The sequence below is a fragment of the Pseudomonas sp. AC242 genome, from assembly GCF_979258655.1.
The window spans coordinates 4,560,117-4,584,832 of sequence record NZ_OZ409873.1 but is presented as its reverse complement, the minus strand read 5'-3'; the positions used below and the strand labels follow the sequence as shown (position 1 = coordinate 4,584,832).

15 protein-coding genes are annotated in these 24,716 nt (G+C 59.6%); 11 read left to right on the top strand and 4 right to left on the bottom strand.

What is annotated here, in order from left to right:
• Positions 1-34: 34 nt before the first annotated feature.
• The 5 genes from ACZZ0A_RS20450 to ACZZ0A_RS20430 all read left to right on the top strand — a co-directional run bounded on the left by ACZZ0A_RS20450 (position 35) and on the right by ACZZ0A_RS20430 (position 9,600).
• Positions 35-1,219: an MFS transporter gene (locus ACZZ0A_RS20450; RefSeq protein WP_414893584.1), complete on the top strand. Its 1,185-nt coding sequence runs from the start codon at positions 35-37 to the stop codon at positions 1,217-1,219.
• Positions 1,220-1,365: 146 nt separating this feature from the next.
• A complete protein-coding gene (locus ACZZ0A_RS20445) occupies positions 1,366-3,048 on the top strand; it encodes a fatty acid--CoA ligase (protein ID WP_007912801.1) in 1,683 nt (560 codons plus the stop codon).
• A gap of 337 nt (positions 3,049-3,385) precedes the next feature.
• Complete coding sequence (locus ACZZ0A_RS20440) at positions 3,386-5,275, top strand: DUF1302 domain-containing protein (RefSeq protein ID WP_007912799.1); 1,890 nt, start codon at positions 3,386-3,388, stop codon at positions 5,273-5,275.
• Positions 5,276-5,301: 26 nt separating this feature from the next.
• Complete coding sequence (locus ACZZ0A_RS20435; protein ID WP_007912796.1) at positions 5,302-6,666, top strand: DUF1329 domain-containing protein; 1,365 nt, start codon at positions 5,302-5,304, stop codon at positions 6,664-6,666.
• 201 nt (positions 6,667-6,867) lie between these two features.
• Positions 6,868-9,600: a LuxR C-terminal-related transcriptional regulator gene (locus ACZZ0A_RS20430; protein ID WP_095112420.1), complete on the top strand. Its 2,733-nt coding sequence runs from the start codon at positions 6,868-6,870 to the stop codon at positions 9,598-9,600.
• Between the two features lie 86 nt (positions 9,601-9,686).
• Here the strand turns inward: ACZZ0A_RS20430 and ACZZ0A_RS20425 are convergent, their stop codons facing one another.
• Positions 9,687-15,269 (bottom strand): matrixin family metalloprotease, encoded by a 5,583-nt coding sequence (locus tag ACZZ0A_RS20425; RefSeq protein WP_463543663.1) that lies wholly within the window; start codon positions 15,267-15,269, stop codon positions 9,687-9,689.
• Positions 15,270-15,471: 202 nt separating this feature from the next.
• Here ACZZ0A_RS20425 and ACZZ0A_RS20420 point away from each other — a divergent pair, with 202 nt between their 5' ends.
• Together ACZZ0A_RS20420 and ACZZ0A_RS20415 are read left to right on the top strand one after the other, a co-directional pair.
• On the top strand, positions 15,472-16,116 hold the full coding sequence (locus ACZZ0A_RS20420) for an MBL fold metallo-hydrolase (protein WP_463543662.1): 645 nt from the start codon (positions 15,472-15,474) through the stop codon (positions 16,114-16,116).
• 117 nt (positions 16,117-16,233) lie between these two features.
• Positions 16,234-16,971 (top strand): OmpA family lipoprotein, encoded by a 738-nt coding sequence (locus ACZZ0A_RS20415; protein WP_007917058.1) that lies wholly within the window; start codon positions 16,234-16,236, stop codon positions 16,969-16,971.
• Between the two features lie 254 nt (positions 16,972-17,225).
• Here ACZZ0A_RS20415 and ACZZ0A_RS20410 read toward each other — a convergent pair whose 3' ends face one another.
• Positions 17,226-17,660, bottom strand: coding sequence for a Z-ring associated ZapG family protein (locus ACZZ0A_RS20410; protein ID WP_007917055.1), 435 nt, complete (start codon positions 17,658-17,660; stop codon positions 17,226-17,228).
• Between the two features lie 144 nt (positions 17,661-17,804).
• On the opposite strand from ACZZ0A_RS20410, the gene ACZZ0A_RS20405 reads away from it, so the two are divergent.
• From ACZZ0A_RS20405 to zapE, 3 genes are all read left to right on the top strand, one after another.
• The gene (locus tag ACZZ0A_RS20405) at positions 17,805-18,434 is read left to right on the top strand and encodes an alpha/beta hydrolase (RefSeq protein ID WP_038361122.1); all 630 of its coding nucleotides are present in this window, start codon (positions 17,805-17,807) and stop codon (positions 18,432-18,434) included.
• A gap of 24 nt (positions 18,435-18,458) precedes the next feature.
• A complete protein-coding gene (locus ACZZ0A_RS20400; protein ID WP_414917000.1) occupies positions 18,459-19,814 on the top strand; it encodes a tryptophan--tRNA ligase in 1,356 nt (451 codons plus the stop codon).
• Between the two features lie 90 nt (positions 19,815-19,904).
• The gene (gene zapE, locus ACZZ0A_RS20395; protein WP_034156483.1) at positions 19,905-20,999 is read left to right on the top strand and encodes a cell division protein ZapE; all 1,095 of its coding nucleotides are present in this window, start codon (positions 19,905-19,907) and stop codon (positions 20,997-20,999) included.
• Between the two features lie 184 nt (positions 21,000-21,183).
• Here the strand turns inward: zapE and ACZZ0A_RS20390 are convergent, their stop codons facing one another.
• The gene (locus ACZZ0A_RS20390; protein WP_171057287.1) at positions 21,184-22,080 is read right to left on the bottom strand and encodes a GlxA family transcriptional regulator; all 897 of its coding nucleotides are present in this window, start codon (positions 22,078-22,080) and stop codon (positions 21,184-21,186) included.
• Between the two features lie 250 nt (positions 22,081-22,330).
• Here ACZZ0A_RS20390 and ACZZ0A_RS20385 point away from each other — a divergent pair, with 250 nt between their 5' ends.
• Positions 22,331-23,467, top strand: coding sequence for an acyl-CoA dehydrogenase family protein (locus tag ACZZ0A_RS20385; protein ID WP_095112414.1), 1,137 nt, complete (start codon positions 22,331-22,333; stop codon positions 23,465-23,467).
• 156 nt (positions 23,468-23,623) lie between these two features.
• Here ACZZ0A_RS20385 and ACZZ0A_RS20380 read toward each other — a convergent pair whose 3' ends face one another.
• Positions 23,624-24,664 (bottom strand): NADP(H)-dependent aldo-keto reductase, encoded by a 1,041-nt coding sequence (locus ACZZ0A_RS20380; RefSeq protein ID WP_463543661.1) that lies wholly within the window; start codon positions 24,662-24,664, stop codon positions 23,624-23,626.
• Positions 24,665-24,716: the final 52 nt, after the last annotated feature.

Below are 24,716 nucleotides of genomic sequence, written 5' to 3'. Positions count from 1 at the left end.
ATAAGCGCCACACAACAACGTAAAGCGTGCCGCCATGAATCAATCCCGCAATGTCATTCGCTATATCAACGCCGCGCATGTGATCGATCACATGTTCATGCTGATTTTTCCCGCCGCCGTGCTTGGCATGACTCAAGCGTTCGGTCTCGATTACGCCGCACTGATCGGCTTGTCACTGGGCGGTTTCATTGCCTTCGGCGCTTGTTCACTACCCGCTGGTTGGCTGGGTGATCACTGGAGTCGGCGACAGATGATGCTGGTGTTTTTCTTCGGCATTGGCGCTTCGGCGATCTTCACCGGGCTGAGCAACAGCCCGAGCATGCTGGTGATCGGCCTGACCCTGATCGGTATTTTTGCGGCAATTTATCACCCGGTCGGCACGGCAATGCTGGTTGCTTACGCGCAGAACCGTGGCCGCGAAATCGGCATCAATGGCATGTGGGGCAATCTGGGCGTGGCGTTTTCTGCGTTGATCACGGGGTTGTTGGTGGCGCAATTCGGTTGGCGATCGGCGTTTCTTATCCCGGGCGCAGTGGCGATTGTGCTGGGGGTTGGTTTCGCTTTGCAGGTGCGTGAAGAACCGATTCCGAAGCGTGCGCACACACCACTCAAAGGTGCCGCCGGTCAGCGTATTTCGATGATGATGGTGTTCGGCGTGCTGGCGTTGGCCACGGCCACCGGCGGTGTGGTGTTCAACGCCACCACCATGACCTATCCAAAGCTGTTTCAGGAGCGTTTGCATGAGCTGTTCGCTTCGCCGCAAACCCTCGGCGTGGTGGTCAGTCTGGCCTATGCCTTCGGCGCGGTCGCGCAGTTGAGCATTGGTCGGATATTGCATCGGCTCAGCCTGAAATGGCCGTTCATTGTCCTGACGCTGTGCCAGGCACCGTTGCTGTTTGCGCTGGCCTATGCCGACGGCTGGGCAGTAATTGCCCTCGGTGCAGCGTTCATGTTCGTGGTGTTCGGGCAGGTAACAGTCAACGATGCGATGGTTGCCAACTTCGTCGCCCCGCAATGGCAATCACGGGTGTTCGCCCTGCGTTACTGTTTATCGTTTGGTGCCAGTGCGACGGCGATTCCGCTGATTTCCTATGTCGAACCGCGCCATGGTTTTGTAGGCCTGTACTTGATTCTCGCGGGTTTCGGCGCGTTGACCTTCCTTGCTGCAGTCGTATTCCCACGCACGCCTTCTGAAGAGGCAGTAGGACAAACGGCCTGACCGAAGACGAAAACCGGCAAATGCTGGCGCAAAGCTAGCATTTGTACGGCTTTGCAAATCATTCCTTTGGCTGATTTGGCTGGCGTATAAGGGTTCTAGAGTACCAATCTCTACGCCAACACCGTGCAGTCAGAAAAGGGATTCTTATGTTGCAGACTCGCGTCATTCCCCCGGCCGATGGGGCCTACCAGTATCCATTGCTGATCAAACGGCTGCTGATGTCCGGCGCCCGTTACGAGAAAACCCGCGAGATCATTTACCGCGACCAGATTCGCTATAGCTACCCGACCCTGATCGAGCGCGTGGCGCGGTTGGCCAACGTGCTGACGGCGGCCGGTGTCAAGGCCGGTGACACCGTGGCGGTGATGGACTGGGACAGCCACCGTTACCTGGAATGCATGTTTGCGATTCCGATGATTGGCGCGGTGATCCACACCATCAACGTGCGTCTGTCGCCTGAGCAGATCCTCTACACCATGAACCACGCCGAGGACCGCTTTGTGCTGGTCAACAGCGAGTTCGTCGGGTTGTATCAAGCGATCGCGCCGCACCTGACCACGGTCGAGAAAACCCTGCTGCTGACCGATCTGCCGGAGAAAACCGCCGATTTGCCGAATCTGGTCGGCGAGTACGAGCAACTGCTGGCCGCTGCAAGTCCGCAGTACGACTTCCAGGACTTCGACGAAAACTCGGTCGCGACCACGTTCTACACCACCGGCACCACCGGCAACCCGAAAGGCGTGTATTTCACCCATCGGCAACTGGTGCTGCACACCATGGGTGTGTCGACGATCATGGGTTCCATTGACAGCGTGCGCCTGCTTGGCACCAACGATGTGTACATGCCGATCACGCCAATGTTCCACGTTCACGCCTGGGGTCTGCCATACGTGGCAACCATGCTCGGACTCAAGCAGGTTTATCCGGGCCGCTACGATCCGGAGTTTCTGGTGGAGTTGTGGCGCAAAGAGAAGGTCACCTTCTCCCACTGCGTGCCGACCATTCTGCAAATGCTGCTTAACGCCAAAGGCGCACAAGGCACCGATTTCGGCGGCTGGAAAATCGTCATTGGCGGCAGCGCGCTCAATCGCACGCTGTATGAAACCGCGAAGGCCCGCGGCATTCAGCTCACCGCCGCCTACGGCATGTCGGAAACCGGGCCGCTGGTGTCCTGCGCGCACCTCAACGACGAACTGATGGCCGGCACCGAAGACGAGCGCACCACTTACCGAATCAAGGCCGGTGTGCCGGGGCCGCTGGTGGAGGCGGCAATCGTCGACGGCGACGGCAATTTCCTCCCGGCCGACGGTGAGACCCAGGGCGAACTGGTGCTGCGCGCGCCCTGGCTCACCGAAGGTTATTTCAACGAACCGCAGAAGGGCGCCGAACTCTGGGCCGGCGGCTGGTTGCACACCGGCGATGTCGCCACGCTCGACAGCATGGGCGTGATCGACATCCGCGACCGCATCAAGGACGTGATCAAGACTGGCGGCGAGTGGATCTCCTCGCTGGACCTCGAAGACTTGATCAGTCGTCACGTCGCGGTACGCGAAGTAGCAGTGGTGGGGATCGCCGATCCGCAGTGGGGCGAGCGTCCGTTTGCCTTGCTGGTGATCCGTGAAGGGCATGTGATCGGGGCACGCGAGCTCAAGGAACACCTCAAGCCGTTCGTGGAGTTGGGCCACCTGAGCAAGTGGGCAATCCCGAGTCAGATCGCCCTTGTTACCGAAATTCCCAAGACCAGTGTCGGCAAGCTCGACAAGAAGCGCATCCGCCTCGACATCACCGAATGGCAGGCCAACAACAGCACCTTCCTCTCGACACTTTGAGTGTCTGCTGGCGCGCCGAAACCGGCGCGCCAGACCCACCAAGCAAGCGCTTGGCTTGTGAAATCGAAAAAATCAGCCATCCTTGCCGTGCCGACATGCGTCGGACTGGCGAAAGGACTGTTCCAGAGTGGCCGGCAGCTGCAAATCACACTTTAGAGGGATCAAGCAGTACCACCTGCTGGCTATAGTCCGCTCAAGGATTTTTAAGAACGGAGCACACGCACAAATCGGGGCGATGCATCTTTGGAGTGATTTCGGGTTGTCTCTGGCACCTGGTCCTTCAGGCGTTTTTAAAAGTACTCACTGCCATAACAATAATGCACATGGAGTAGCGTCGATGACCTCAGTAAACCAGTTCTGGCGCCGGGCGAAACTGCCTCTGGCGGTCAGTCTTGCCTCTTCGCTCGCCGGGCCCGCATTCGGCGTCAGTTTCAACGTCGGTGAAATCGAGGGCCAGTTCGACTCGTCCCTGTCGATCGGTGCCAGTTGGTCTACTCAGAGCCCGAACAAGAACCTCATCGGCGTCAACAACGGTGGCCACGGCCTGTCGCAGACATCCGATGACGGTCACGCCAACTTCAAGAGCGGTGAAACCTTTTCGAAGATCTTCAAGGGCATCCATGACCTTGAACTGAAATACGGCGACACCGGCGTGTTCGTCCGTGGCAAATACTGGTACGACTTCGAACTCAAGGATGAAAGCCGCCAGTTCAAGGACATCAGCGATTCGGGTCGCAAAGAGGGCGCCAAATCGTCCGGCGGGCAGATCCTCGACGCCTTCGTCTACCACAACTACGCGATTGCCGATCAGCCGGGTTCCGTGCGTCTGGGCAAGCAGGTGGTGAGCTGGGGTGAAAGTACCTTCATCGGCGGCGGCATCAACTCGATCAACCCGATCGACGTCTCCGCGTTCCGTCGTCCGGGTGCCGAAATCAAGGAAGGCCTGATTCCGGTCAACATGTTCTATGTGTCGCAGAGCCTGACCGAAAACCTTTCGGCTGAAGCGTTCTACCAGCTGGAATGGGACCAGACCGTCGTCGACAACTGCGGCACGTTCTTCTCTCAGCCGGACATCGTTGCGGATGGCTGCGACAGCAATCTGCGCGTGCTGAACAAGCGTTCGCAGATTCCGGCGATTGCCCTGGGGCCTCTGGCGGGCGCAGGCGTCGATGTCAACGAAGAAGGCGTGCTGGTGCGTCGCGGCCCGGATCGCGATGCCCGCGACAGCGGTCAGTGGGGGGCGTCCCTCAAATACATGTTCGAGCCACTCGATACCGAGTTCGGCGCCTACTTCATGAATTACCACAGCCGTGCGCCGATCTTCAGTGCGACTGGTGCACCGCAGTCTGTCTACAACACTGCGGCCTCGCTGCCGGGGCCATTTGCCGCGCTCGCGCCACTGCTGGTAGCGGGCAACTCGAACTACTTCATTGAATACCCTGAAGACATTCGCCTTTACGGTCTGAGCTTCTCCACCACCCTGCCTACCGGTACGGCGTGGAGCGGTGAGATCAGCTACCGTCCGAACGCGCCGGTGCAACTGAACTCCACCGACATCCTGTTCGCCGGTGTGCGTCCGATCGGTGGTGCACTGACCAACGCTTCGATTCTCAATGGCGTGCCGGGTCAGGACCTGCACGGTTACGAACGCAAGGAAATCACCCAGATCCAGACAACGTTCACGCACTTCTTCGACCAGGTCATGGGCGCCAGCCGTCTGACCCTCGTCGGTGAAGTCGGCGCGACCTACGTCGGCGGCCTGGAAAGCCGTTCCGAGAAGCGTTATGGCCGCGATCCGGTGTATGGCCCGGGCGAGTTGCCGGCCACTGGCACAGCCAACACCTGCGCCAACATTCTCAACGCCAGCACCATCAACGGTGCAGGGCCGGGTTCGCCGCAGAACAACCGCAGCCGCAATTGCGACAACGACGGTTTCACCACATCGATGTCGTGGGGTTACCGCGGTCGCGCCATCTGGGAATACAACGACGTCTTCGCCGGTGTGAACCTCAAGCCGAACGTGGCCTGGTCCCACGACGTCAGCGGTTACTCGCCAGGCCCTGGCGGCAACTTCGAGGAAGGTCGCAAAGCGGTCAGCCTGGGCGTTGATGCCGAATACCAGAACACCTACACCGCGAGCCTGGCTTACACCAACTTCTTTGACGGCAAGTACACCACTGTGGATGACCGCGACTTCGTTGCGCTCAGCTTCGGCGTGAACTTCTAAGCACTGCATTCAGGACGAACGAATTTATGAAAATAACAAAGAGTCTGTTCCACGCCGGTGTTCTGGGCCTGTCGCTGCTGGCGACCGGCGTCATGGCCGCCGTGCCTGCTGCCGAAGCCGACAAACTGGGCAAGAGCCTGACGCCGATGGGCGCCGAAATGGCCGGTAACGCCGACGGTTCGATCCCGGCGTGGAAGCCGTTGCCAAAGAATGCCGGCTCGGTCGACAGCAAGGGTTTCCTGTCCAATCCATACGCCAGTGAGCAACCGCTGTTCACCATCACTGCGAAAGACGTCGACAAGTACAAGGACAAGCTGGCGCCGGGTCAGTACGCGATGTTCAAGCGTTACCCGGAAACCTTCAAGATGCCGGTCTACCCATCCCATCGCGGGGCGACCGTGCCGGATGACGTGTTCGCCGCCATCAAGAAAAATGCCACCACCACCAACCTGGTGTCTGGCGGCAACGGTCTGGAAAACTTCGACACCGCCGTACCATTCCCGATTCCTAAAACCGGTGTGGAAGTGATCTGGAACCACATCACCCGCTACCGCGGTGGCAGCGTGACCCGTCTGGTGACCCAGGCCACGCCGCAACCGAACGGCTCGTACAGCCTGGTGTACTTCCAGGATCAGTTCGTGTTCCGCGACAAGATGAAGGACTACGATCCGGCGAACCCGGGCAACATCCTGTTCTACTTCAAGCAGAAAGTGACCGCGCCGGCACGTCTGGCCGGTGGTGTGCTGCTGGTGCACGAAACCCTCGACCAGGTGAAAGAGCCACGTTCGGCGTGGGTCTATAACGCCGGTCAGCGCCGTGTCCGTCGTGCGCCACAAGTGTCCTACGACGGCCCGGGTACTGCGGCGGATGGCCTGCGGACTTCCGACAACCTCGACATGTTCAACGGTGCGCCGGATCGCTACGACTGGAAGCTCGAAGGCAAGAAAGAGATGTACATCGCCTCCGACAGCTACAAGCTCGACGATCCGAAGTTGAAGTACGCCGACATCATCAAGGCCGGCCACATCAACCAGGACCTGGCGCGTTACGAGCTGCGTCGCGTCTGGCATGTGGTAGCAACCCTGAAGGAAGGTCAGCGCCACATCTACGCCAAGCGTGACTTCTACATCGATGAAGACACCTGGCAGGCTGCGGTGATCGACCACTACGACGGTCGTGGCCAACTGTGGCGCGTCGCTGAAGCACACGCCGAGAACTACTACGACAAGCAAGTGCCGTGGTATGCCCTGGAAACCCTTTACGACCTGCAGTCCGGCCGCTATCTGGCACTGGGCATGAAGAACGAAGAGAAGAGTGCCTATGACTTCGGCTTCACCGCTACCACCAGCGACTTCACCCCGGCCGCCCTGCGTCAGGATGGTGTCCGCTAACCCGTTGTAACCCGAGGCCGCATCCTCGTGAAAACGCCCCGACTGGTTCGGGGCGTTTTTTTGCTTTTGTAGGGGGGGAGCCACAGGAGGGTGTAGCCTTTTTGTAGCCATTTGTAGCAGCAACCTTCATAACCGGTTCGTTTAAGGCTAGTCTGCGGACATCTGCAACGCCGCCAACAGCAATTCGAACAAGAGCCGGCCATGACTGATCTGTCCCCACTTCCGGGTCCCGCAAGCGTTGCCGTCGCGGCACTGGACGGGCGTTTTTTTCGCCCGCCATTACCCGACGGCTACGTGTTGCGACCACGCCTTTGCGAGCGCCTGCAGGCCGGGCTCGGTGGGCGGCTGTTGCTGGTCAGCGCCCCCGCCGGGTTCGGCAAGAGTTCGCTGGCGGTGGAGTTCTGTCAGAGTCTGCCGGCGCACTGGCAAAGCCTCTGGCTGGGCCTGAGTCCTCGCGACAATGACCCCGGTCGCTTTCTCGAACGTTTGCTCGAAGGTTTGCAGGACTATTTTCCGCAACTGGGCAGTCGCGCACTCGGCCTGCTGAAAATGCGCCAACGCCATCAGCCCTTTGCCTTTGAAGAATGGCTCGACGGCCTGCTTGATGAGCTGGCGCTGCACCTCGATCCTGCTGCGCCGTTGCTGCTGGTGCTCGACGATTACCATCTCGCGCAAGGTCCGGTGCTTGACCGTTGCCTGCAGTTTTTCCTCAATCATCTGCCTGATGGCTTGCTGGTGATGGTCACCAGTCGCCAGCGCCCGGACTGGCATCTGGCGCGCTTGCGTCTGTCGCGGCAGTTGCTGGAGTTGCATGAGCAGGATCTGCGCCTGACCCATGACGAAGCGCTGACCTTGCTTGATCGTCATAGCAGTTCGCTGCGCGGCGAAGCGCTGGAAAACCTGATTCAGCGCAGCGAAGGCTGGGTCGCCGGTTTGCGTTTCTGGTTGCTGGCGGTGTCCGAAGCCGGCAGCGATGCGGCGCTGCCACAAGCACTGAACGGCGGGGAAGGGCTGATCCGCGATTATCTGCTGGAAGAGGTCATCGATTGCCTGCCAGCCGAAGTGCAGGCGTTCCTCTATGAAACCGCACCGCAAGAGCGTTTTTGCAGTGAGTTGTGCGATGCCGTTCGTGAGGCCCACGACAGCGCCGAGATTCTGCGTTTCCTGTTGGCGCATCAGGTCTTTCTGGTACCGCTGGATGAGCATGGGCACTGGTATCGTTATCACCATTTATTCTCTGATTTATTGCGCAGCCGGCCGATTGCTCAGGCGATGGTGCCGACGGCCACGCTGCACCTGCGCGCCTGTCGCTGGTTCAACGCGCAGGGGCTGCTGGATGAAGCGGTTGAACAGGCGTTGCGCGCCGGTCACCTCGATGTCGCCGCGAATCTGGTGCAGAACCTCTCGGAGGAGCAACTGCTGGCCGAGCAAAACGTCGGCATGCTGCTGCGCTGGAAAATGGATTTGCCCGACAGCCTGCTGATCAGCACGCCGCGGCTGATCGTTCTCTACAGTTGGGCGCTGGGGCTGGCCTGTCAGCTCGATGCCGCCGAAGAGTTGTCCAGCCATCTGAGCCGTTTCCTGCCGGCGCCATCGGCCACGGCGCAAAAGTCGATGCTGGCGCAATGGCTGGCGTTGAGCGGAATCATTGCCCGGGGCCGCGGCCATCGTGAGCTGACGCTCAGATACTGCAGCGAAGCCCTGGAAAGTCTGCCGGCCAAACGTTATGGCCAGCGGCTGATGTGCTTATCGACCCTGTCCAATCTGGCCATTGCCGATGGCGATCTGTGGCGCGCACGCGGTCTTAACCGCGAATCCCTGGAGCTGGCGCAGCGGGTCGGCAATCCGTTGTTCGAAGCTTTGGCCCATTACGATCGTGCGCGGGTGTTACAGGCACGCGGTGAAATTCTGCGCGCACTCGATGAAGTCCATCAGGGGCTGGAACGGTTGCGCGGCCTGTCGCCACAACGTTTGTATGCGGTGCGCGCGCGGCTGACCCTGTACGAGGGTTTTCTGTTGGCGATGCGCTTGCAGCCTCAGGCCGCACGCGTGCGCTTGTTGGCCGGGATCGGCGAGGCACGGGCCTGTCGCGACATCAGCGTATTGATTGGCCATTGCGTGATCGCGCGTCTGGATGGCAGCAGCGGCGAGTTCGCCAAGGCCTTTGCCGAGCTCGCCGAAGCCGAACGCCTGATGCACATCTGGGACGTGCCGCCGATCTACTATCTGGCAATGATCACGCTGGTCAAATGTGAGTTGTGGCTGGCGCAGGGCCGCACCGATCTGGCCGAGGCGTGGCTTGCGCGGTTGGGCCAGACCTACACCGGCGAGCGCGCCGCTGCGCCGCCGGAGTTTCACCCCCAACTGCCATTGCACGTGGAGCTGCAACAAGCGCTGCTCGACATGACGCGCGGCCAGCCGATGCTCGCCGAAGGGCGGCTGGACGTGCTGCACGAAAACGGTCAGCAAACCGGGCGCCAGTTACTCAGCGTGATGGCGTTGACGCAAAAGGTGGCGTTGCTACTGGCGGGCGGGCGCGAGCCGGAAGCACGCAAGACGTTGAGCCAGGCGCTGGAGCTGGCGGCCGGCGGGGTGTTGCAGCCATTCGATGGATTGGCCAAGGAGCACACGGACTGGTTGCGTGGGCAATTGCTGGCGTTCCCCGGACTGGCAGGCCAGCAACTGCTCAAGCATCTACCGCCAGCGCCGCCCCGGCAGATGCCGGAGTCCACGGTCACCGAACAGCTCAGCAGTCGCGAACTGGCCGTACTGCGGTTGATTGCCCAGGGTTGTTCGAACCAGGAAATCAGCGAGCAATTGTTCATTTCGCTGCACACCGTGAAAACCCACGCCAGTCATATCAACAGCAAGCTGGGGGTTGAGCGGCGGACGCAGGCAGTGGCGCGGGCCAAAGAGTTGGGCCTGTTGGCCTAGGAAATAAAAAACGTGGACAAAAAAACACCCCGCGATGGCGGGGTGTTTTCATTTTTCAGCTTCGAATGTTTCAGGCAGCTAAGGGATCAGACGATGACGTCGTTCGCACTGAGCGAGTTGACGCCCACCACTTGCACTTCGAAGTGCCCCCCCGCGTCTGCGCTCAGATTGCCCGACAGGACGTTATCTGCAAAACGCAGTTGCCCCAGCCCGGTGAATTCATTGGAGCCAATGAACGTCAAGTGTTGGTAGCCGAGGGTCATCGGGTCAATGTCGAATTTGGAGAAATCGATTTTGTCACCTTCCAGAGCGTTGAAATCGGCAATGACGTTCTGCGAGGAGCTTGTTCCGAATTCCTTTCCGAGATTGATCATGTTAGTGATGGCAAAGGTGTCAGCCCCGGTACCGCCCGTCAACGTGCTATGTCCCCACCCACCGTACAGTGTGTCGTTTCCTTCCCCACCGAACAGTTTGTCGGTTCCGCCATTGCCGCCGAGTACGTTGTTGCCGGCGTTACCCGTCAGAATGTTATCGAGGTTGTTGCCCCACATTGTCAGGTCTGCGCTGCCGAGCAGGGTGCCGTCCTCGACGTAATCCGAAAGGTTGTAGTCGACCGAAGTGCGGATCAGGTCGTGACCGCCATTCTGGAACTCGAAGATGAGGTCATTGACGTTATCCACAATAAAGATATCGTCGCCGCCCTCGCCAATCATGCGATCAGCGCCGAGACCGCCCGACAGGATGTTGTTGCCATCGTTGCCGTGCAAGACGTTTTCCAGGGCATTACCTGTCAGATTCAGGTTGGCACTGCCAATCATCTGACCATCTTCGACGTTGTCCGCCAGTGTGTAGTCGATGCTGGTGTTGACGGTATCAATCCCCTCATCCGCGAGTTCAACGATAACGTCGTTGATGTTATCCACGTTGTAGACGTCATGCCCGGCTCCACCAATCATGGTGTCTGCGCCTAGCCCGCCATCGATGTAGTTGGTGGCGGAGTTGCCTGTGATGGTGTTGTCCAGCGCATTGCCGGTGAGTGCACCCCACGTGTCGCCAAACATCGTCAAGTCTTCGACATTGGCGCCGAGGGTGTAGCTGATACTGGTTCTGACCAGATCATGCCCTTCGCCGATCTGCTCGATCACGACATCGTTGATGTTATCCACAACGTAGGTGTCGTTGCCGGCGCCACCGATCATGGTGTCGGCTCCCATGCCGCCGTCGAGAATGTTGTTGCCGATGTTGCCGGTGATACGGTTGTTGACCGCGTTGCCGGTGCCGTTGAGGTTGGCGCTGCCGATCAGGATCAGGTTTTCGACGTTGGCGCCGAGGGTGTAGTCGATGCTCGCGAACACGCGGTCGAGTGCGGTCAGCGAGGCGTCGGTTTCGGTCACCACATCACCGACGTTGTCGACGTAGTAGGTATCAACGCCGTCGCCACCGATCATGGTGTCGGCGCCGAGGCCGCCGTCGAGGGTGTCGTCACCGGCGCCGCCGCTGAGGGTGTTGTTCATGGCGTTGCCGGTGAGCACGTTGTTCAGGCTGTTGCCGGTGCCGTTGATGGCGTTGCCGGTCAGCACCAGATTTTCCAGGTTGGCGCCCAGTGTCCAGTCAACCGACGCGCGGACGGTGTCGATTTCGTTCGCCAGGGTGCTGGTCTCGGTGATGATGTCGCCAGCGTTGTCGACGACATAAGTGTCGTTGCCCAAGCCGCCAATCAGCGTGTCGATGCCGGCGCCGCCGTCGAGAATGTTGTCACCGGCGTTACCGGTCATACGGTTGCTGACCGCGTTGCCGGTGCCGTTGAGGTTGCCATTGCCGGTGAGGATCAGGTTTTCGACGTTGGCGCCGAGGGTGTAGTCGATGGAGGCGAACACGCGGTCGAGCGCGGTCAGCGAGGCATCGGCTTCGATGACCACGTCGCCGACGTTGTCGACGTAGTAGGTGTCGACACCGTCGCCGCCGATCATGGTGTCGGCGCCGAGGCCGCCATCGAGGGTGTTGGCCGCCGCGTTGCCGGTCAGCGTGTTGTTCAGCGCGTTACCGGTGCCGTTGACGGCGTTGCCGGTGAGCACGAGGTTTTCCAGGTTGGCGCCGAGTGTCCAGTCCAGCGAAGAACGCACGGTGTCGATTTCGGTGATCAGGGTGCTGGTTTCATTCACGGTGTCGCCGATGTTGTCGACGATGTAAGTGTCGTTGCCCAAGCCACCGATCAGCGTGTCGGCACCCAGGCCGCCGTCAAGAATGTTATCGCCGTCGTTGCCGGTGATGCGGTTGCTGACCGCGCTGCCGGTACCGTTGAGGTTGGCCGTGCCGGTCAGGATCAGGTTTTCGACGTTGGCGCCGAGGGTGTAGTCGATGGACGCGAACACGCGGTCGAGTGCGGTCAGCGAGGCATCGGTTTCGATCACTACATCGCCGACGTTGTCGACGTAGTAGGTGTCGACGCCATCACCACCGATCATGGTGTCGGCACCTGCGCCGCCATTGAGGGTGTTGGCCAGGGCGTTGCCGGTGATGCGGTTATCCCGCTCATTGCCGGTGCCGTTGACGGCGTTGCCGATCAGGATCAGGTTCTCGACGTTGGCGCCGAGGGTGTAGTCGATGGAGGCGAACACGCGGTCGAGCGCGGTCAGCGAGGCATCGGCTTCGATGACCACGTCGCCGACGTTGTCGACGTAGTAGGTGTCGACACCGTCGCCGCCGATCATGGTGTCGGCGCCGAGGCCGCCATCGAGGGTGTTGGCCGCTGCGTTGCCGGTCAGCGTGTTGTTCAGCGCGTTACCGGTGCCGTTGACGGCGTTGCCGGTGAGCACGAGGTTTTCCAGGTTGGCGCCGAGTGTCCAGTCCAGCGAAGAACGCACGGTGTCGATTTCGGTGATCAGGGTGCTGGTTTCATTCACGGTGTCGCCGATGTTGTCGACGATGTAAGTGTCGTTGCCCAAGCCACCGATCAGCGTGTCGGCGCCGAGGCCACCGTCAAGAATGTTATCGCCGTCGTTGCCGGTGATGCGGTTGCTGACCGCGCTGCCGGTGCCATTGAGGTTGGCCGTGCCGGTCAGGATCAGGTTTTCGACGTTGGCGCCGAGGGTGTAGTCGATGGATGCGAACACGCGGTCGAGTGCGGTCAGCGAGGCATCGGTTTCGATCACTACATCGCCGACGTTGTCGACGTAGTAGGTATCGACGCCATCACCGCCGATCATGGTGTCGGCACCTGCGCCGCCATTGAGGGTGTTGGCCAGGGCGTTGCCGGTGATGCGGTTATCCCGCTCATTGCCGGTGCCGTTGACAGCGTTGCCGATCAGGATCAGGTTCTCGACGTTGGCGCCGAGGGTGTAGTCGATGGAGGCGAACACGCGGTCGAGCGCGGTCAGCGAGGCATCGGCTTCGATGACCACGTCACCGACGTTGTCGACGTAGTAGGTGTCGACACCGTCGCCGCCGATCATGGTGTCGGCGCCGAGGCCGCCATCGAGGGTGTTGGCCGCTGCGTTGCCGGTCAGCGTGTTGTTCAGCGCGTTACCGGTGCCGTTGACGGCGTTGCCGGTGAGCACGAGGTTTTCCAGGTTGGCGCCGAGTGTCCAGTCAACCGATGCACGGACGGTGTCGATCTCGTTCGCCAGGGTGCTGGTTTCGGTGACGGTGTCGCCGACGTTGTCGACGATATAGGTGTCATTGCCCAGACCACCGATCAGCGTGTCGGCTCCGAGGCCGCCGTCAAGAATGTTATCGCCGTCGTTGCCGGTGATGCGGTTGCTGACCGCGCTGCCGGTGCCGTTGAGGTTGGCCGTGCCGGTCAGGATCAGGTTTTCGACGTTGGCACCGAGGGTGTAGTCGATGGACGCGAACACGCGGTCGAGTGCGGTCAGCGAGGCATCGGTTTCGATCACTACATCGCCGACGTTGTCGACGTAGTAGGTATCGACGCCATCACCGCCGATCATGGTGTCGGCACCTGCGCCGCCATTGAGGGTGTTGGCTGCAGCGTTACCGGTCAGCGTGTTGTCCAGCGCGTTACCGGTGCCGTTGATCGCATCGCCGGTGAGCACGAGGTTTTCCAGGTTGGCGCCCAGGGTCCAGTCCACCGACGCGCGCACGGTGTCGATTTCGCTGGCCAGCGTGCTGCTTTCAGTCACCGTGTCGCCGATGTTGTCGACGATATAAGTGTCATTGCCCAAGCCGCCATTCAGGACGTCGGCACCCGCGCCGCCATCGAGGATGTTGTTGCCCGAATTACCATTGATGTAGTTAACGCCGCTGTTGCCGGTGCCGTTGAGATTGGCGGTACCGGAAAGCGAGAGGGCTTCTATGTTGGCGCTCAAGGTGAAGTCGACCGACGACCAGACACTGTCGATCTCGCCGGCCAGGGTGCTGGTTTCCACGATGGTGTCGCCGACGTTATCGACGATATAGGTGTCGTTGCCGAGGCCGCCAATCAATGTGTCAGCGCCTGTGCGGCCATCAAGGATGTTATTGCCATCGTTACCGGTGATGCGGTTATTGACCGAGTTGCCGGTACCGTTGAGGTTGCCAGTGCCGGTCAGGATCAGGTTTTCGACGTTGTTGCCGAGGGTGTAATCGATGGACGCGAATACGCGGTCAAGGGCGGTCAGCGAGGCATCGGTTTCGATGACCACATCACCGACGTTGTCGACGTAGTAGGTGTCGACGCCATCGCCACCGGACATGGTGTCGGCACCTGCGCCGCCATCAAGCGTGTTGTTCAGCGCGTTACCGGTGAGGATGTCGTTGAACGCAGAACCGATGGCGTTCTCGATCTTCGCCCCGTAGGCAATCGCCAGGCCGTCATTGATCGCGGTCTGGTTGTTGTAATCGATGAACGCCTTGCCGATCTGGCTGTAAGCGCCTTCATTGAGGTTGATGCTGACGGCCGCGAGCTGGTTGCTGCCATCGATGGTGTCGTTGCCGCCGCCATCCCAGATGGTCTCGAAAATCGACTGGTTGGCTGCCCACTTGTAAACAGTGTCACCGGCCTGCCACGCCATGTTGGCGCCATACAGGCTCTGGATCGCGATGATGTCCAGCACCATTGGCGTGGTTGGCTGGTAGGAATAATTGCTGTTGTAGCTCATCACCGTGAAGTGAACATCATCGAGCGTCGGGTCGAGCAGGGTCTTGTTGGTCGAGCTGGCGTCGAACGGGTGCTTGAGTCCTAGCGCATGGCCGATTTCATGCACGAACGTCATGTAGTCGTAGGTGCCTTTGCCCGGGTTCGGATCATTGGTCTGCGGACCGATCCAGACATCGCCGGCGACTGGCGTATTGGCCGGGAAGTAAGCCCACGCAGCGGTCTTGTCGTCCATCAAGCGATAGCCGCCAAAACGCATGTCGCCGACGTTGAAAAGGGTGTCGGTGGTCAGCGTGAAGTTGAGGTTGGCGACGGCACTCCAGGCGCCCAGCGCGCTGGTGATTGCGGTTTTTTGCCCGGCCGTGAGCTCATACAGTGCGTTGTATTCGTTGTCGGGGCTGTAATCGGTCACGAAATACGAAGTGACCGGTGCCATGAAGCTATAGCTCAGGTTGGTCGGCCCAGTCGGACTCCAGTTGGCTCCCAGCCAATAGGTGCCGGAGATGAGGCTGTCAACGAGGGCATTGCCCGTCAGCGTGGAGGGCAAACTGATCGAATACGTCTTGGGCGTTGGCATGGAATTTCCTGAGAGCTATGCGACCCTTCCTGGATGCGGCCGCTACAAAAAGAACGCGATTTTGCACCAGAATTTATACATTTGACATCATAGGGCCACTATTTTCTGATTAGTGGCGTCAAATTACTGGCCTGGCATTCTGTATCGGCGCGTGCAGTAGAATCCTGAAAAAATGCTGTCCGCCGTCTGTCGAGGATTTTTCATGTCAGTTGTAACGCCTTCTCTCATCCGCGAAACCTTCCCCGTCGGCCCTTTGCAGTGCAACTGCACGATCATTGGCGACCCGTTGACCAAGAAAGCCATCGTCGTCGACCCCGGCGGCAACCCTGATCTGATCATGGCGCGCCTTGATGCGCTGGGCCTGAAAGTCGTCAGCATCATTCACACCCACGCGCATCTGGATCACTTTCTCGCTTCCGGGCAAATGAAGGAAAAAACCGGCGCGACCCTGCACCTGCACAAGGAAGATCAATTCCTGTGGGACAACCTGGAAATGCAATGCCAGATGTTCGGTGTGCCGTATGTGCCCGTGCCGTCACCGGATCGCTGGCTGAACGACGACGAAGAGCTGGCCTGCGGCTGCGGCGTGGCGCTGCATACGCCAGGTCATACACCCGGTTCCATGAGCTTTTGGTTTTCCGAGGCTAAGCTGTTGATTGCCGGCGACACGTTGTTTCGTCGCGGCGTAGGGCGTACGGATTTGTGGGGCGGCGATCAGGCGACCATCGTGCGTTCGATCAAGCAGCGGCTATACACCTTGGACGAGGACGCAACCGTGGTGACCGGACATGGGCCGGATACGCGTCTGGGTGACGAGATGCGCGAAAACCCGTTTGTGCGCGCCTAAATATTTTGTCACGAGTGCCCGGCGGAATTTTTGTGCATTGTCATGATCAAACGCCCGCGCAGGTCCATTAACCCAGTGGCCGCTGCACCACAGAATGCGAAAAACCAGGAGCTCTCCATGTTCACCAAGCGTCGTTTGATTATTGTCGCTACTGCCGTGGCCTTGCTGTCCGGCTGTGCCTCGCCTAACCCGTATGACAATCAGGGCCAGGCTGACGGTGGCTCGCAAGGCATGAGCAAAACCGCCAAGTACGGTGGCCTCGGTGCTCTGGCCGGTGCGCTCGCCGGTGCCGCCATCGACCACAACAACCGCGGCAAAGGTGCCCTGATCGGTGCGGCTGTGGTGGGTGCCTCCGCAGCCGGTTACGGTTACTACGCCGACCAGCAGGAAAAGAAACTGCGCGCGAGTATGGCCAACACCGGTGTTGAAGTGCAGCGTCAGGGCGATCAGATCAAGCTGATCATGCCGGGCAATATCACCTTCGCTACCGACTCGGCGAACATCGCTTCCAGCTTCTACCAGCCGCTGAACAACCTGGCCAACTCGTTGAAAGAATTCAACCAGAACCAGATCGAAATTGTTGGCTACACCGACAGCACCGGCAGCCGCCAGCACAACATGGACCTGTCGCAGCGTCGTGCGCAGAGCGTGGCGACCTATCTGACCTCGCAAGGTGTCAGCGGTGCCAACCTCTCGGCCCGTGGCGCCGGTCCGGATAACCCGATTGCCAGCAACGGTGACGTCAATGGCCGGGCGCAGAACCGTCGGGTTGAAGTCAACCTGAAGGCGATCCCGGGTCAGCAGTATGGTGGTCAGCAGCAACAGCAGCCGGGTACGGTTCAGCAGTATCCGTAAGCGCTAGCCTGAATGAAAAAATGCCCGGTCCAGTGATCGGGCATTTTTTTGTCTGGCCTGTTATGGCCTCATCGCGAGCAGGCTCACTCCCACAGGAATTGATGATGTACACAAAAGTTGTGTTCCACACCTAACCCTGTGGGAGCGAGCTTGCTCGCGAAGGGGGCATAACAAACAGGCACAAATCATCGGATACAAAAAAGCCCCCGGACACATCGCTGTCCGGGGGCTTTTTGTTTGTCAGCGAAGGCTGATTACTTCTTCAAACCATAATGCTCATCGAGCATGCCCGGTGAGTTCGGGGTCTTCGGTGCGTAATCACGTGGCGGCTCCTGATCGCGCGGTGGCGTCAGGCGTTCACGTGGTGCGACTGCCGCGTCAGCGTGCAGGGCGGCGATCAGGCGCTGGCGGGTCTGCTCGTCCAGGGCCAGACGATTGGCGCCCTCGGCGAGATGATCCTGCACTTCCTGATAGCTCTGGGTCAGCTTCTTGACCAGCATCGCGGTGCTGTTGAAGTGGGTGACCACCTCGTTTTGATAACTGTCGAAACGCTCCTGGATATCATCCAGTTGACGCTGCGTACGGCTCGGCGCGGCGTTCGGCGCAACGCGCGCGATCAGGAATCCAATGGCGACACCCACAACCAGGGCAAGAGTCGGTAACAACCAAACTAAGAGCGAGTGTTCCACGAGTCCTTCCTCTATAAACGGCTTTGCTTTACGTTAACGGCTCGAACCTGCGCTGTATACCGCGATTCACTCGCAATAGATTGGCACAGACAATTTGCTAGACGAGTCGACCTGATTCGAGGTCACGGAGTTCCTTCCTTGCTGATGCGTGAAACCCCTGTAGTGATTGACGGCCCGGTGGGTCAACTTGAGTCTCTGTATCTGGATAACGAGCAGCCAATCGGCATCGCGCTGATCTGCCACCCGAACCCGGTGCAGGGCGGCACCATGCTCAACAAGGTCGTCTCGACCCTGCAGCGCACCGCGCGCGATGCGGGCCTGATTACCTTGCGCTTCAACTATCGTGGCGTCGGTGCCAGCGAAGGTTCGCACGACATGGGCACCGGCGAGGTCGACGATGCTCAGGCTGCCGCTGCATGGCTGCGAGAAAAACACCCGGATCTGCCGCTGACCCTGTTCGGTTTTTCCTTCGGCGGATTTGTTGCAGCAAGTCTCGGCGGTCGACTCGAAGCGCAGGGCGTACAGCTCAAGCACCTGTTCATGGTTGCTCCGGCGGTGATGCGTCTGGGCGAGCAGGATCAACTGCCGCAGCAGGGTGAACTCACGGTGATCCAGCCGGAAACCGACGAAGTCATCGATCCGCAACTGGTTTACGACTGGTCGGAAAAACTCCAGCGCCCCCATGAGCTGCTGAAAGTGGCAGAATGCGGACACTTTTTTCATGGCAAGCTGACCGATCTCAAGGATCTGATCCTGCCGCGTCTCTCGAATTGATTGCAGTCTGACAAGCGATTACCCATGACGAACCGTACCCGTATCCTCACCGGCATCACCACCACCGGCACGCCGCACCTGGGCAACTACGCCGGCGCCATTCGCCCGGCGATCCTCGCCAGCCGCGACAGCAATGCCGATTCGTTCTACTTCCTGGCCGACTACCACGCCCTGATCAAATGCGATGACCCGCTGCGCATCCAGCGCTCGCGTCTGGAAATCGCCGCGACCTGGCTGGCCGGTGGCCTCGATGTCGACCGCGTGACGTTCTACCGTCAGTCTGACATTCCGGAAATCCCTGAGCTGACCTGGCTGCTGACCTGCGTGGCCGCCAAGGGCCTGCTCAACCGTGCGCACGCTTACAAGGCGTCGGTGGACAAGAACATCGAAACCGGTGAAGACCCGGACGCCGGCATCACCATGGGCCTCTACAGCTATCCGGTACTGATGGCGGCGGACATCCTGATGTTCAATGCGCACAAAGTACCGGTCGGTCGTGACCAAATCCAGCACGTGGAAATGGCCCGCGACATCGGTCAGCGCTTCAACCACCTGTTCGGTCAGGGCAAAGAATTCTTCACCATGCCTGAAGCGCTGATCGAAGAAAGCGTGGCGACGTTGCCGGGCCTCGACGGTCGCAAGATGTCGAAGAGCTACGACAACACCATCCCGTTGTTCTCCAGCGCCAAAGAGATGAAGGACGCGATCTCCCGCATCGTCACCGACTCCAAAGCGCCAGGCGAAGCCAAGGATCCTGACAACTCGCACCTGTTCACCCTGTTCCAGGCCTTCGCCACGCCAGCGCAGGCTGACGAATTCCGCAGCGAATTGCTCGGCGGTCTGGGTTGGGGCGAGGCGAAGAACCGTCTGTTCCAGTTGCTCGACAACGATCTCGGCGAAGCGCGCGACAAGTATCACCAGTTGATCGAGCGCCCGGCGGATCTGGAAGACATTCTGCAGATCGGTGCCAAGAAAGCCCGTGCCGTGGCAACGCCGTTCCTCAACGAACTGCGCGAAGCCGTTGGCCTGCGTTCCTTCGTCAATCAGGTTCAGGTTGCCGCGACGACCAAGAAGAAAGCCGCAAAAGCCGCACGTTTCGTCAGTTTCCGCGAAGACGACGGCAGCTTCCGTTTCCGTCTGCTGGCGGCCGATGGCGAGCAACTGCTGTTGTCGCGCAACTTCGCCGACGGCAAAACCGCCGGGCAGGTGACCAAGCAACTGCAATCCGGCCAGCCGCTGGACGTGCGCAGCGAAGACCTGAGCTTCAGCGTGTGGCTGGAAGGCGAGTGCGTTGGCGATAGCCCGGCATTCGCCGACGCTGCGGCGCGGGACGCGGCCATCGAGGCTTTGCGCGTCGCGCTGACCCCGGTTCAGGACTAATCGGCGGCACGGTCCGACCAAGGGCCGATTGCCATTCCCACGGGCCGTCGCTACAGTGACGGCCCGTTTTTGTTGCCTTGCTAACGAATTATGACGCCCCTAGAACGATACCAAGCTGATCTGAAACGCCCGGACTTCTTCCATGACGCCGCGCAGGAAACTGCTGTGCGTCATCTGCAGCGTCTGTACGAGGATCTGATCGCCGCCGATCAGAACAAACCGGGTCTGCTGAGCAAACTGTTCGGCAAAAAAGATCAGACGCCGGTCAAGGGCCTGTATTTCTGGGGCGGCGTAGGTCGCGGCAAAACTTATCTGGTCGACACCTTCTTCGAAGCGCTGCCGTTCAAGGAAAAGACCCGCACCCACTTTCACCGCTTCATGAAGCGTGTGCACGAAGAGATGAAAACCCTCGGCGGCGAGAAAAACCCGCTGACCATCATCGCCAAGCGCTTTGCGACCGAGTCGCGGGTGATCTGCTTCGATGAATTCTTCGTCTCCGACATCACCGACGCGATGATCCTCGGCACGCTGATGGAAGAGTTGTTCAAGAATGGCGTGACCCTGGTCGCGACCTCGAACATCGTGCCGGACGGTCTGTACAAGGACGGCCTGCAACGCGCGCGTTTCTTGCCAGCCATCGCCCTGATCAAGCAGAACACCGAGATCGTCAACGTCGACAGCGGTGTCGACTACCGTCTGCGTCACCTCGAACAAGCGGAACTGTTCCACTATCCGCTCGACGAAGCCGCTCACGAAAGCCTGCGCAAGAGCTTCAAGGCTCTGACGCCAGAGTGCACCGCAGCGGTCGAGAACGACGTGTTGATGATCGAAAACCGCGAGATCCGTGCGCTGCGCACGTGTGACGACGTGGCCTGGTTCGACTTCCGCGAACTGTGCGACGGCCCACGTAGCCAGAACGACTACATCGAACTGGGCAAGATTTTCCACGCCGTGCTGCTCAGCGGTGTCGAGCAGATGAGCGTCACCACCGATGACATCGCCCGCCGTTTCATCAACATGGTTGACGAGTTCTATGACCGCAACGTCAAGCTGATCATCTCCGCTGAAGTCGAGCTGAAGGATCTGTACACCGGCGGCCGCTTGAATTTCGAATTCCAGCGCACGCTGAGCCGTCTGCTGGAGATGCAATCGCACGAATTCCTGTCGCGGGCGCACAAGCCTTAAACAGAATCGCGAAACAAAAAAGGGCCTGCAATTGCAGGCCCTTTTTTATGTCCAGAATTCACCGCAATACCCTGTAGGAGTGAGCCTGCTCGCGATAGCGGTGGATCAGTCACATAAATGCTGCATGGACGGACGCAATCGCGAGCAGGCTCACTCCTACATGGGGTTGTGTATGGGCAGAGGGCTACGCCGCCTGCTGAAACTGCTGCCGATACTGGTTCGGCGACAGTTCAGTGTGCTGACGGAACAGCCGCGCAAAGAAGCTCGCGTCGTCGTAACCGACTTCATAACTGATGGTTTTGATGCTCTTGCGGCTCCCGGACAGCAAACCCTTGGCGGTCTCGATACGCAGCCGTTGCAAGTAATGCAGTGGCTTGTCACCGGTGGCCGTCTGGAAGCGTCGCATGAAATTGCGGATGCTCATGCCATGCTCGCGGGCCACGTCTTCGAAGCGGAACTTGTCGGCGAAATGCTCTTCGAGCCAATGCTGAATCTGCAGGATGATTACGTCCTGATGCAGTTTCTGCCCGCCAAAACCGATGCGTCCCGGCGCATAGCTGCGCTGCACCTCATAGAGAATGTCGCGGGCCACGGCTTGCGCGACGTTGGCCCCGCAAAAGCGCTCGATCAAGTAAATGTAGAGATCGCAGGCTGAGGTGGTGCCGCCGGCGCAGTACAGGTTGTCGGCGTCGGTCAGGTGCTTGTCCTGATTGAGGTAGACCTTGGGAAACCGCTCGGCGAAGGCATTGAAGAAGCGCCAGTAGGTGGTCGCTTCCTTGCCGTTGAGCAGACCGGCCTCGGCCAGCCAGAACACCCCGGTGGCTTCGCCGCACAACACGGCGCCGCGCGAGTGTTGTTCGCGCAGCCACGGCAGGACTTGTGGATACCGGCTGCACAGCGTATCGAAATCGTCCCAGAACGCCGGGAGGATAATGACATCGGCGTTTTCCAGGCCACCGTCGACCGGCATCACGACGTCACTGAAGCTGTTCACCGGTTTGCCGTCGGGGCTGACCAGGCGTGTTTCAAACGCCGGTGTCAGGCCGTGGCCCAGTTGTTTGCCATAACGCAGGCTGGCCAGATGGAAGAAATCCTTGGCTTGCATGAGAGTGGAAGCGAAAACCCGGTCGATTGCCAGGATGCTGACGCGCCGCAAGGGCGTGGAGACTTGCTTGGACATAATTCAACTTTTGTTTTGTTTTTATAAGGGAAAGTGGTCACCAGACGGCTGGATCGTCTTATTTTTTGTCGGATGTGTCCAGTGTCCTGTGTCAGAGGGGAGGCTTAGTCTCTGAAGGTCATCTCCCTCCAACAACAAAGAAAGGTGCCGCATGATCCCCAGAACCTTGTTTAGCCCCGAGCACGAATTGTTTCGCGACAGCGTCCGCACTTTCCTCGAAAAAGAGGCCGTGCCGTTTCATGCGCAATGGGAGAAGCAAGGCTATATCGACCGCAAACTCTGGAACAAGGCAGGGGAGGCGGGGATGCTCTGCTCGCACCTGCCGGAAGAGTATGGCGGGCTGGGAGCGGACTTTCTTTACAGCGCGGTGGTGATCGAGGAGGTCGGTCGACTGGGCCTGACCGGCATCGGTTTCTCGCTGCATTCGGACATTGTCGCGCCGTACATCCTGCATTACGGCAGCGAGGCGCTAAAGCACAAATACCTGCCGAAACTGGTTTCGGGCGAGATGGTCACTGCTATCGCGATGACCGAGCCGGGGGCGGGTTCCGATCTGCAAGGTGTGAAGACCACCGCCGTGCTGGACGGTGACGAATATGTGATCAACGGCTCGAAAACCTTCATTACCAACGGCTTTCTGGCGGACCTGGTGATCGTTGTTGCCAAGACCGATCCGAAGGCCGGCGCCAAGGGCACCAGCCTGTTTCTGGTGGAAGCGAATACGCCGGGCTTCGACAAGGGCAAGCGCCTGGAGAAGGTCGGCATGAAGGCGCAGGACACCTCGGAATTGTTCTTTCAGGATGTGCGCGTGCCGAAGGAAAACCTGCTGGGGCAGGCTGGGGCAGGGTTTGCTTATCTGATGCAGGAGTTGCCGCAAGAGCGTCTGACGGTAGCGATTGGTGGCCTGGCTTCAGCTGAAGCGGCGTTGCAATGGACGCTTGATTACACCCGTGATCGCAAGGCCTTTGGCAAGGCGATTGCCGACTTCCAGAACACCCGCTTCAAGCTGGCGGAGATGGCGACTGAAATCCAGATCGGTCGAGTGTTCGTCGATAAATGTCTGGAGCTGCATCTGCAAGGCAAGCTGGATGTGCCGACAGCGGCGATGGCCAAATACTGGGGCACCGATCTGCAATGCAAGGTACTCGACGAATGCGTGCAGTTGCATGGCGGCTACGGTTTCATGTGGGAATACCCGGTAGCCCGGGCGTGGGCGGATGCGCGGGTGCAACGGATTTATGCCGGCACCAATGAAATCATGAAGGAGATCATTGCGCGTTCGCTTTGATGATCGTTCCCACGCTCTGCGTGGGAATGCCGCCGGGGACGCTCCGCGTTCCGCTTTGGTGATGATCTGATCGGCCTCTTCGCGAGCAGGCTCGCTCCCCAAGGATCACGCTGTACCTGTGGGAGCGAGCCTGCTCGCGAAGCTTTTAGCGTTCAATCAAGGCGCAGGATTCGGATGATCCTTGTGAATCGCTTCGATCCCTGCCAGCACTTCGTCGGAAAGCTTCAGATCAAAACTGGCAATGTTGCTGTCCAGTTGCTCAAGCGTCGTCGCACCAATGATGTTGCTGGTGACGAACGGTTGCTGCGTGACAAACGCCAGCGCCATCTGCGCAGGATCCAGACCGTGCTCACGGGCCAGCGCCACATAGCGGCTGCACGCTGCTTCCGACTGCGCGTTGAAATAGCGGCTGAAGCGACTGTAGAGGCTCAGACGACCTTTCGGCGGCCGGGCGCCACCTTCGTACTTGCCTGACAGAAAACCAAACGCCAGCGGCGAATAGGCCAGCAGACCGCATTGCTCGCGAATGGCGATTTCTGCCAGACCGACTTCAAAGCTGCGGTTGAGCAGGTTGTACGGGTTTTGGATCGACACCGCACGCGGCCAGCCACGGGCCTCAGCCAATGCCAGAAAACGCATGGTGCCCCACGGCGTTTCGTTGGACAGGCCGATGTGGCGGATCTTGCCGGCCTTCACCTGTTCGTCGAGCGCTTCGAGGGTGTCTTCGAGCGGCGTCAGGTTGGCTTCGATCTTGTGTTTGTAGCCCAGCTGTCCGAAAAAGTTGGTGCTGCGTTCCGGCCAGTGCAATTGGTACAGGTCGATGTAATCGGTCTGCAGGCGCTCGAGGCTGGCGTCCACCGCTGCGGTGATGTGCTGGCGGTTGTGGCGCAGGTTTTTGTCGCGGATGTAGTCAATGGTGTTGCCCGGGCCGGCGATCTTGCTGGCGAGAATCCAGTCGGCGCGATCACCGTGACTTTTGAAGTAATTGCCGATGTAGCGCTCGGTGGTGGCGTAGGTTTCGGCTTTCGGCGGCACCGGATACATCTCGGCGGTGTCGATGAAATTGATCCCGGCTTCCTTGGCCCTTTCGATCTGCGCGAAGGCTTCAGCTTCAGTGTTTTGCTCGCCCCAGGTCATGGTGCCGAGGCAGATTGCACTCACGTTCAGGTCGGTACGGCCTAGCTGGCGATAGTCCATCGGGTGCTCCTTGGGCAAAACAATCATAAAAGCAGGTTGAAATATTTTTCGC

Bases quoted from the DNA above. Each gene is read 5' to 3' on its own strand.
- ACZZ0A_RS20450 (WP_414893584.1), top strand. From the start codon at position 35: ATGAATCAATCCCGCAATGTCATTCGCTATATCAACGCCGCGCATGTG.
- ACZZ0A_RS20445 (WP_007912801.1), top strand. From the start codon at position 1,366: ATGTTGCAGACTCGCGTCATTCCCCCGGCCGATGGGGCCTACCAGTAT.
- ACZZ0A_RS20440 (WP_007912799.1), top strand. From the start codon at position 3,386: ATGACCTCAGTAAACCAGTTCTGGCGCCGGGCGAAACTGCCTCTGGCG.
- ACZZ0A_RS20435 (WP_007912796.1), top strand. From the start codon at position 5,302: ATGAAAATAACAAAGAGTCTGTTCCACGCCGGTGTTCTGGGCCTGTCG.
- ACZZ0A_RS20430 (WP_095112420.1), top strand. From the start codon at position 6,868: ATGACTGATCTGTCCCCACTTCCGGGTCCCGCAAGCGTTGCCGTCGCG.
- ACZZ0A_RS20425 (WP_463543663.1), bottom strand. From the start codon at position 15,269: ATGCCAACGCCCAAGACGTATTCGATCAGTTTGCCCTCCACGCTGACG.
- ACZZ0A_RS20420 (WP_463543662.1), top strand. From the start codon at position 15,472: ATGTCAGTTGTAACGCCTTCTCTCATCCGCGAAACCTTCCCCGTCGGC.
- ACZZ0A_RS20415 (WP_007917058.1), top strand. From the start codon at position 16,234: ATGTTCACCAAGCGTCGTTTGATTATTGTCGCTACTGCCGTGGCCTTG.
- ACZZ0A_RS20405 (WP_038361122.1), top strand. From the start codon at position 17,805: ATGCGTGAAACCCCTGTAGTGATTGACGGCCCGGTGGGTCAACTTGAG.
- ACZZ0A_RS20400 (WP_414917000.1), top strand. From the start codon at position 18,459: ATGACGAACCGTACCCGTATCCTCACCGGCATCACCACCACCGGCACG.
- zapE (WP_034156483.1), top strand. From the start codon at position 19,905: ATGACGCCCCTAGAACGATACCAAGCTGATCTGAAACGCCCGGACTTC.
- ACZZ0A_RS20385 (WP_095112414.1), top strand. From the start codon at position 22,331: ATGATCCCCAGAACCTTGTTTAGCCCCGAGCACGAATTGTTTCGCGAC.
- ACZZ0A_RS20380 (WP_463543661.1), bottom strand. From the start codon at position 24,664: ATGGACTATCGCCAGCTAGGCCGTACCGACCTGAACGTGAGTGCAATC.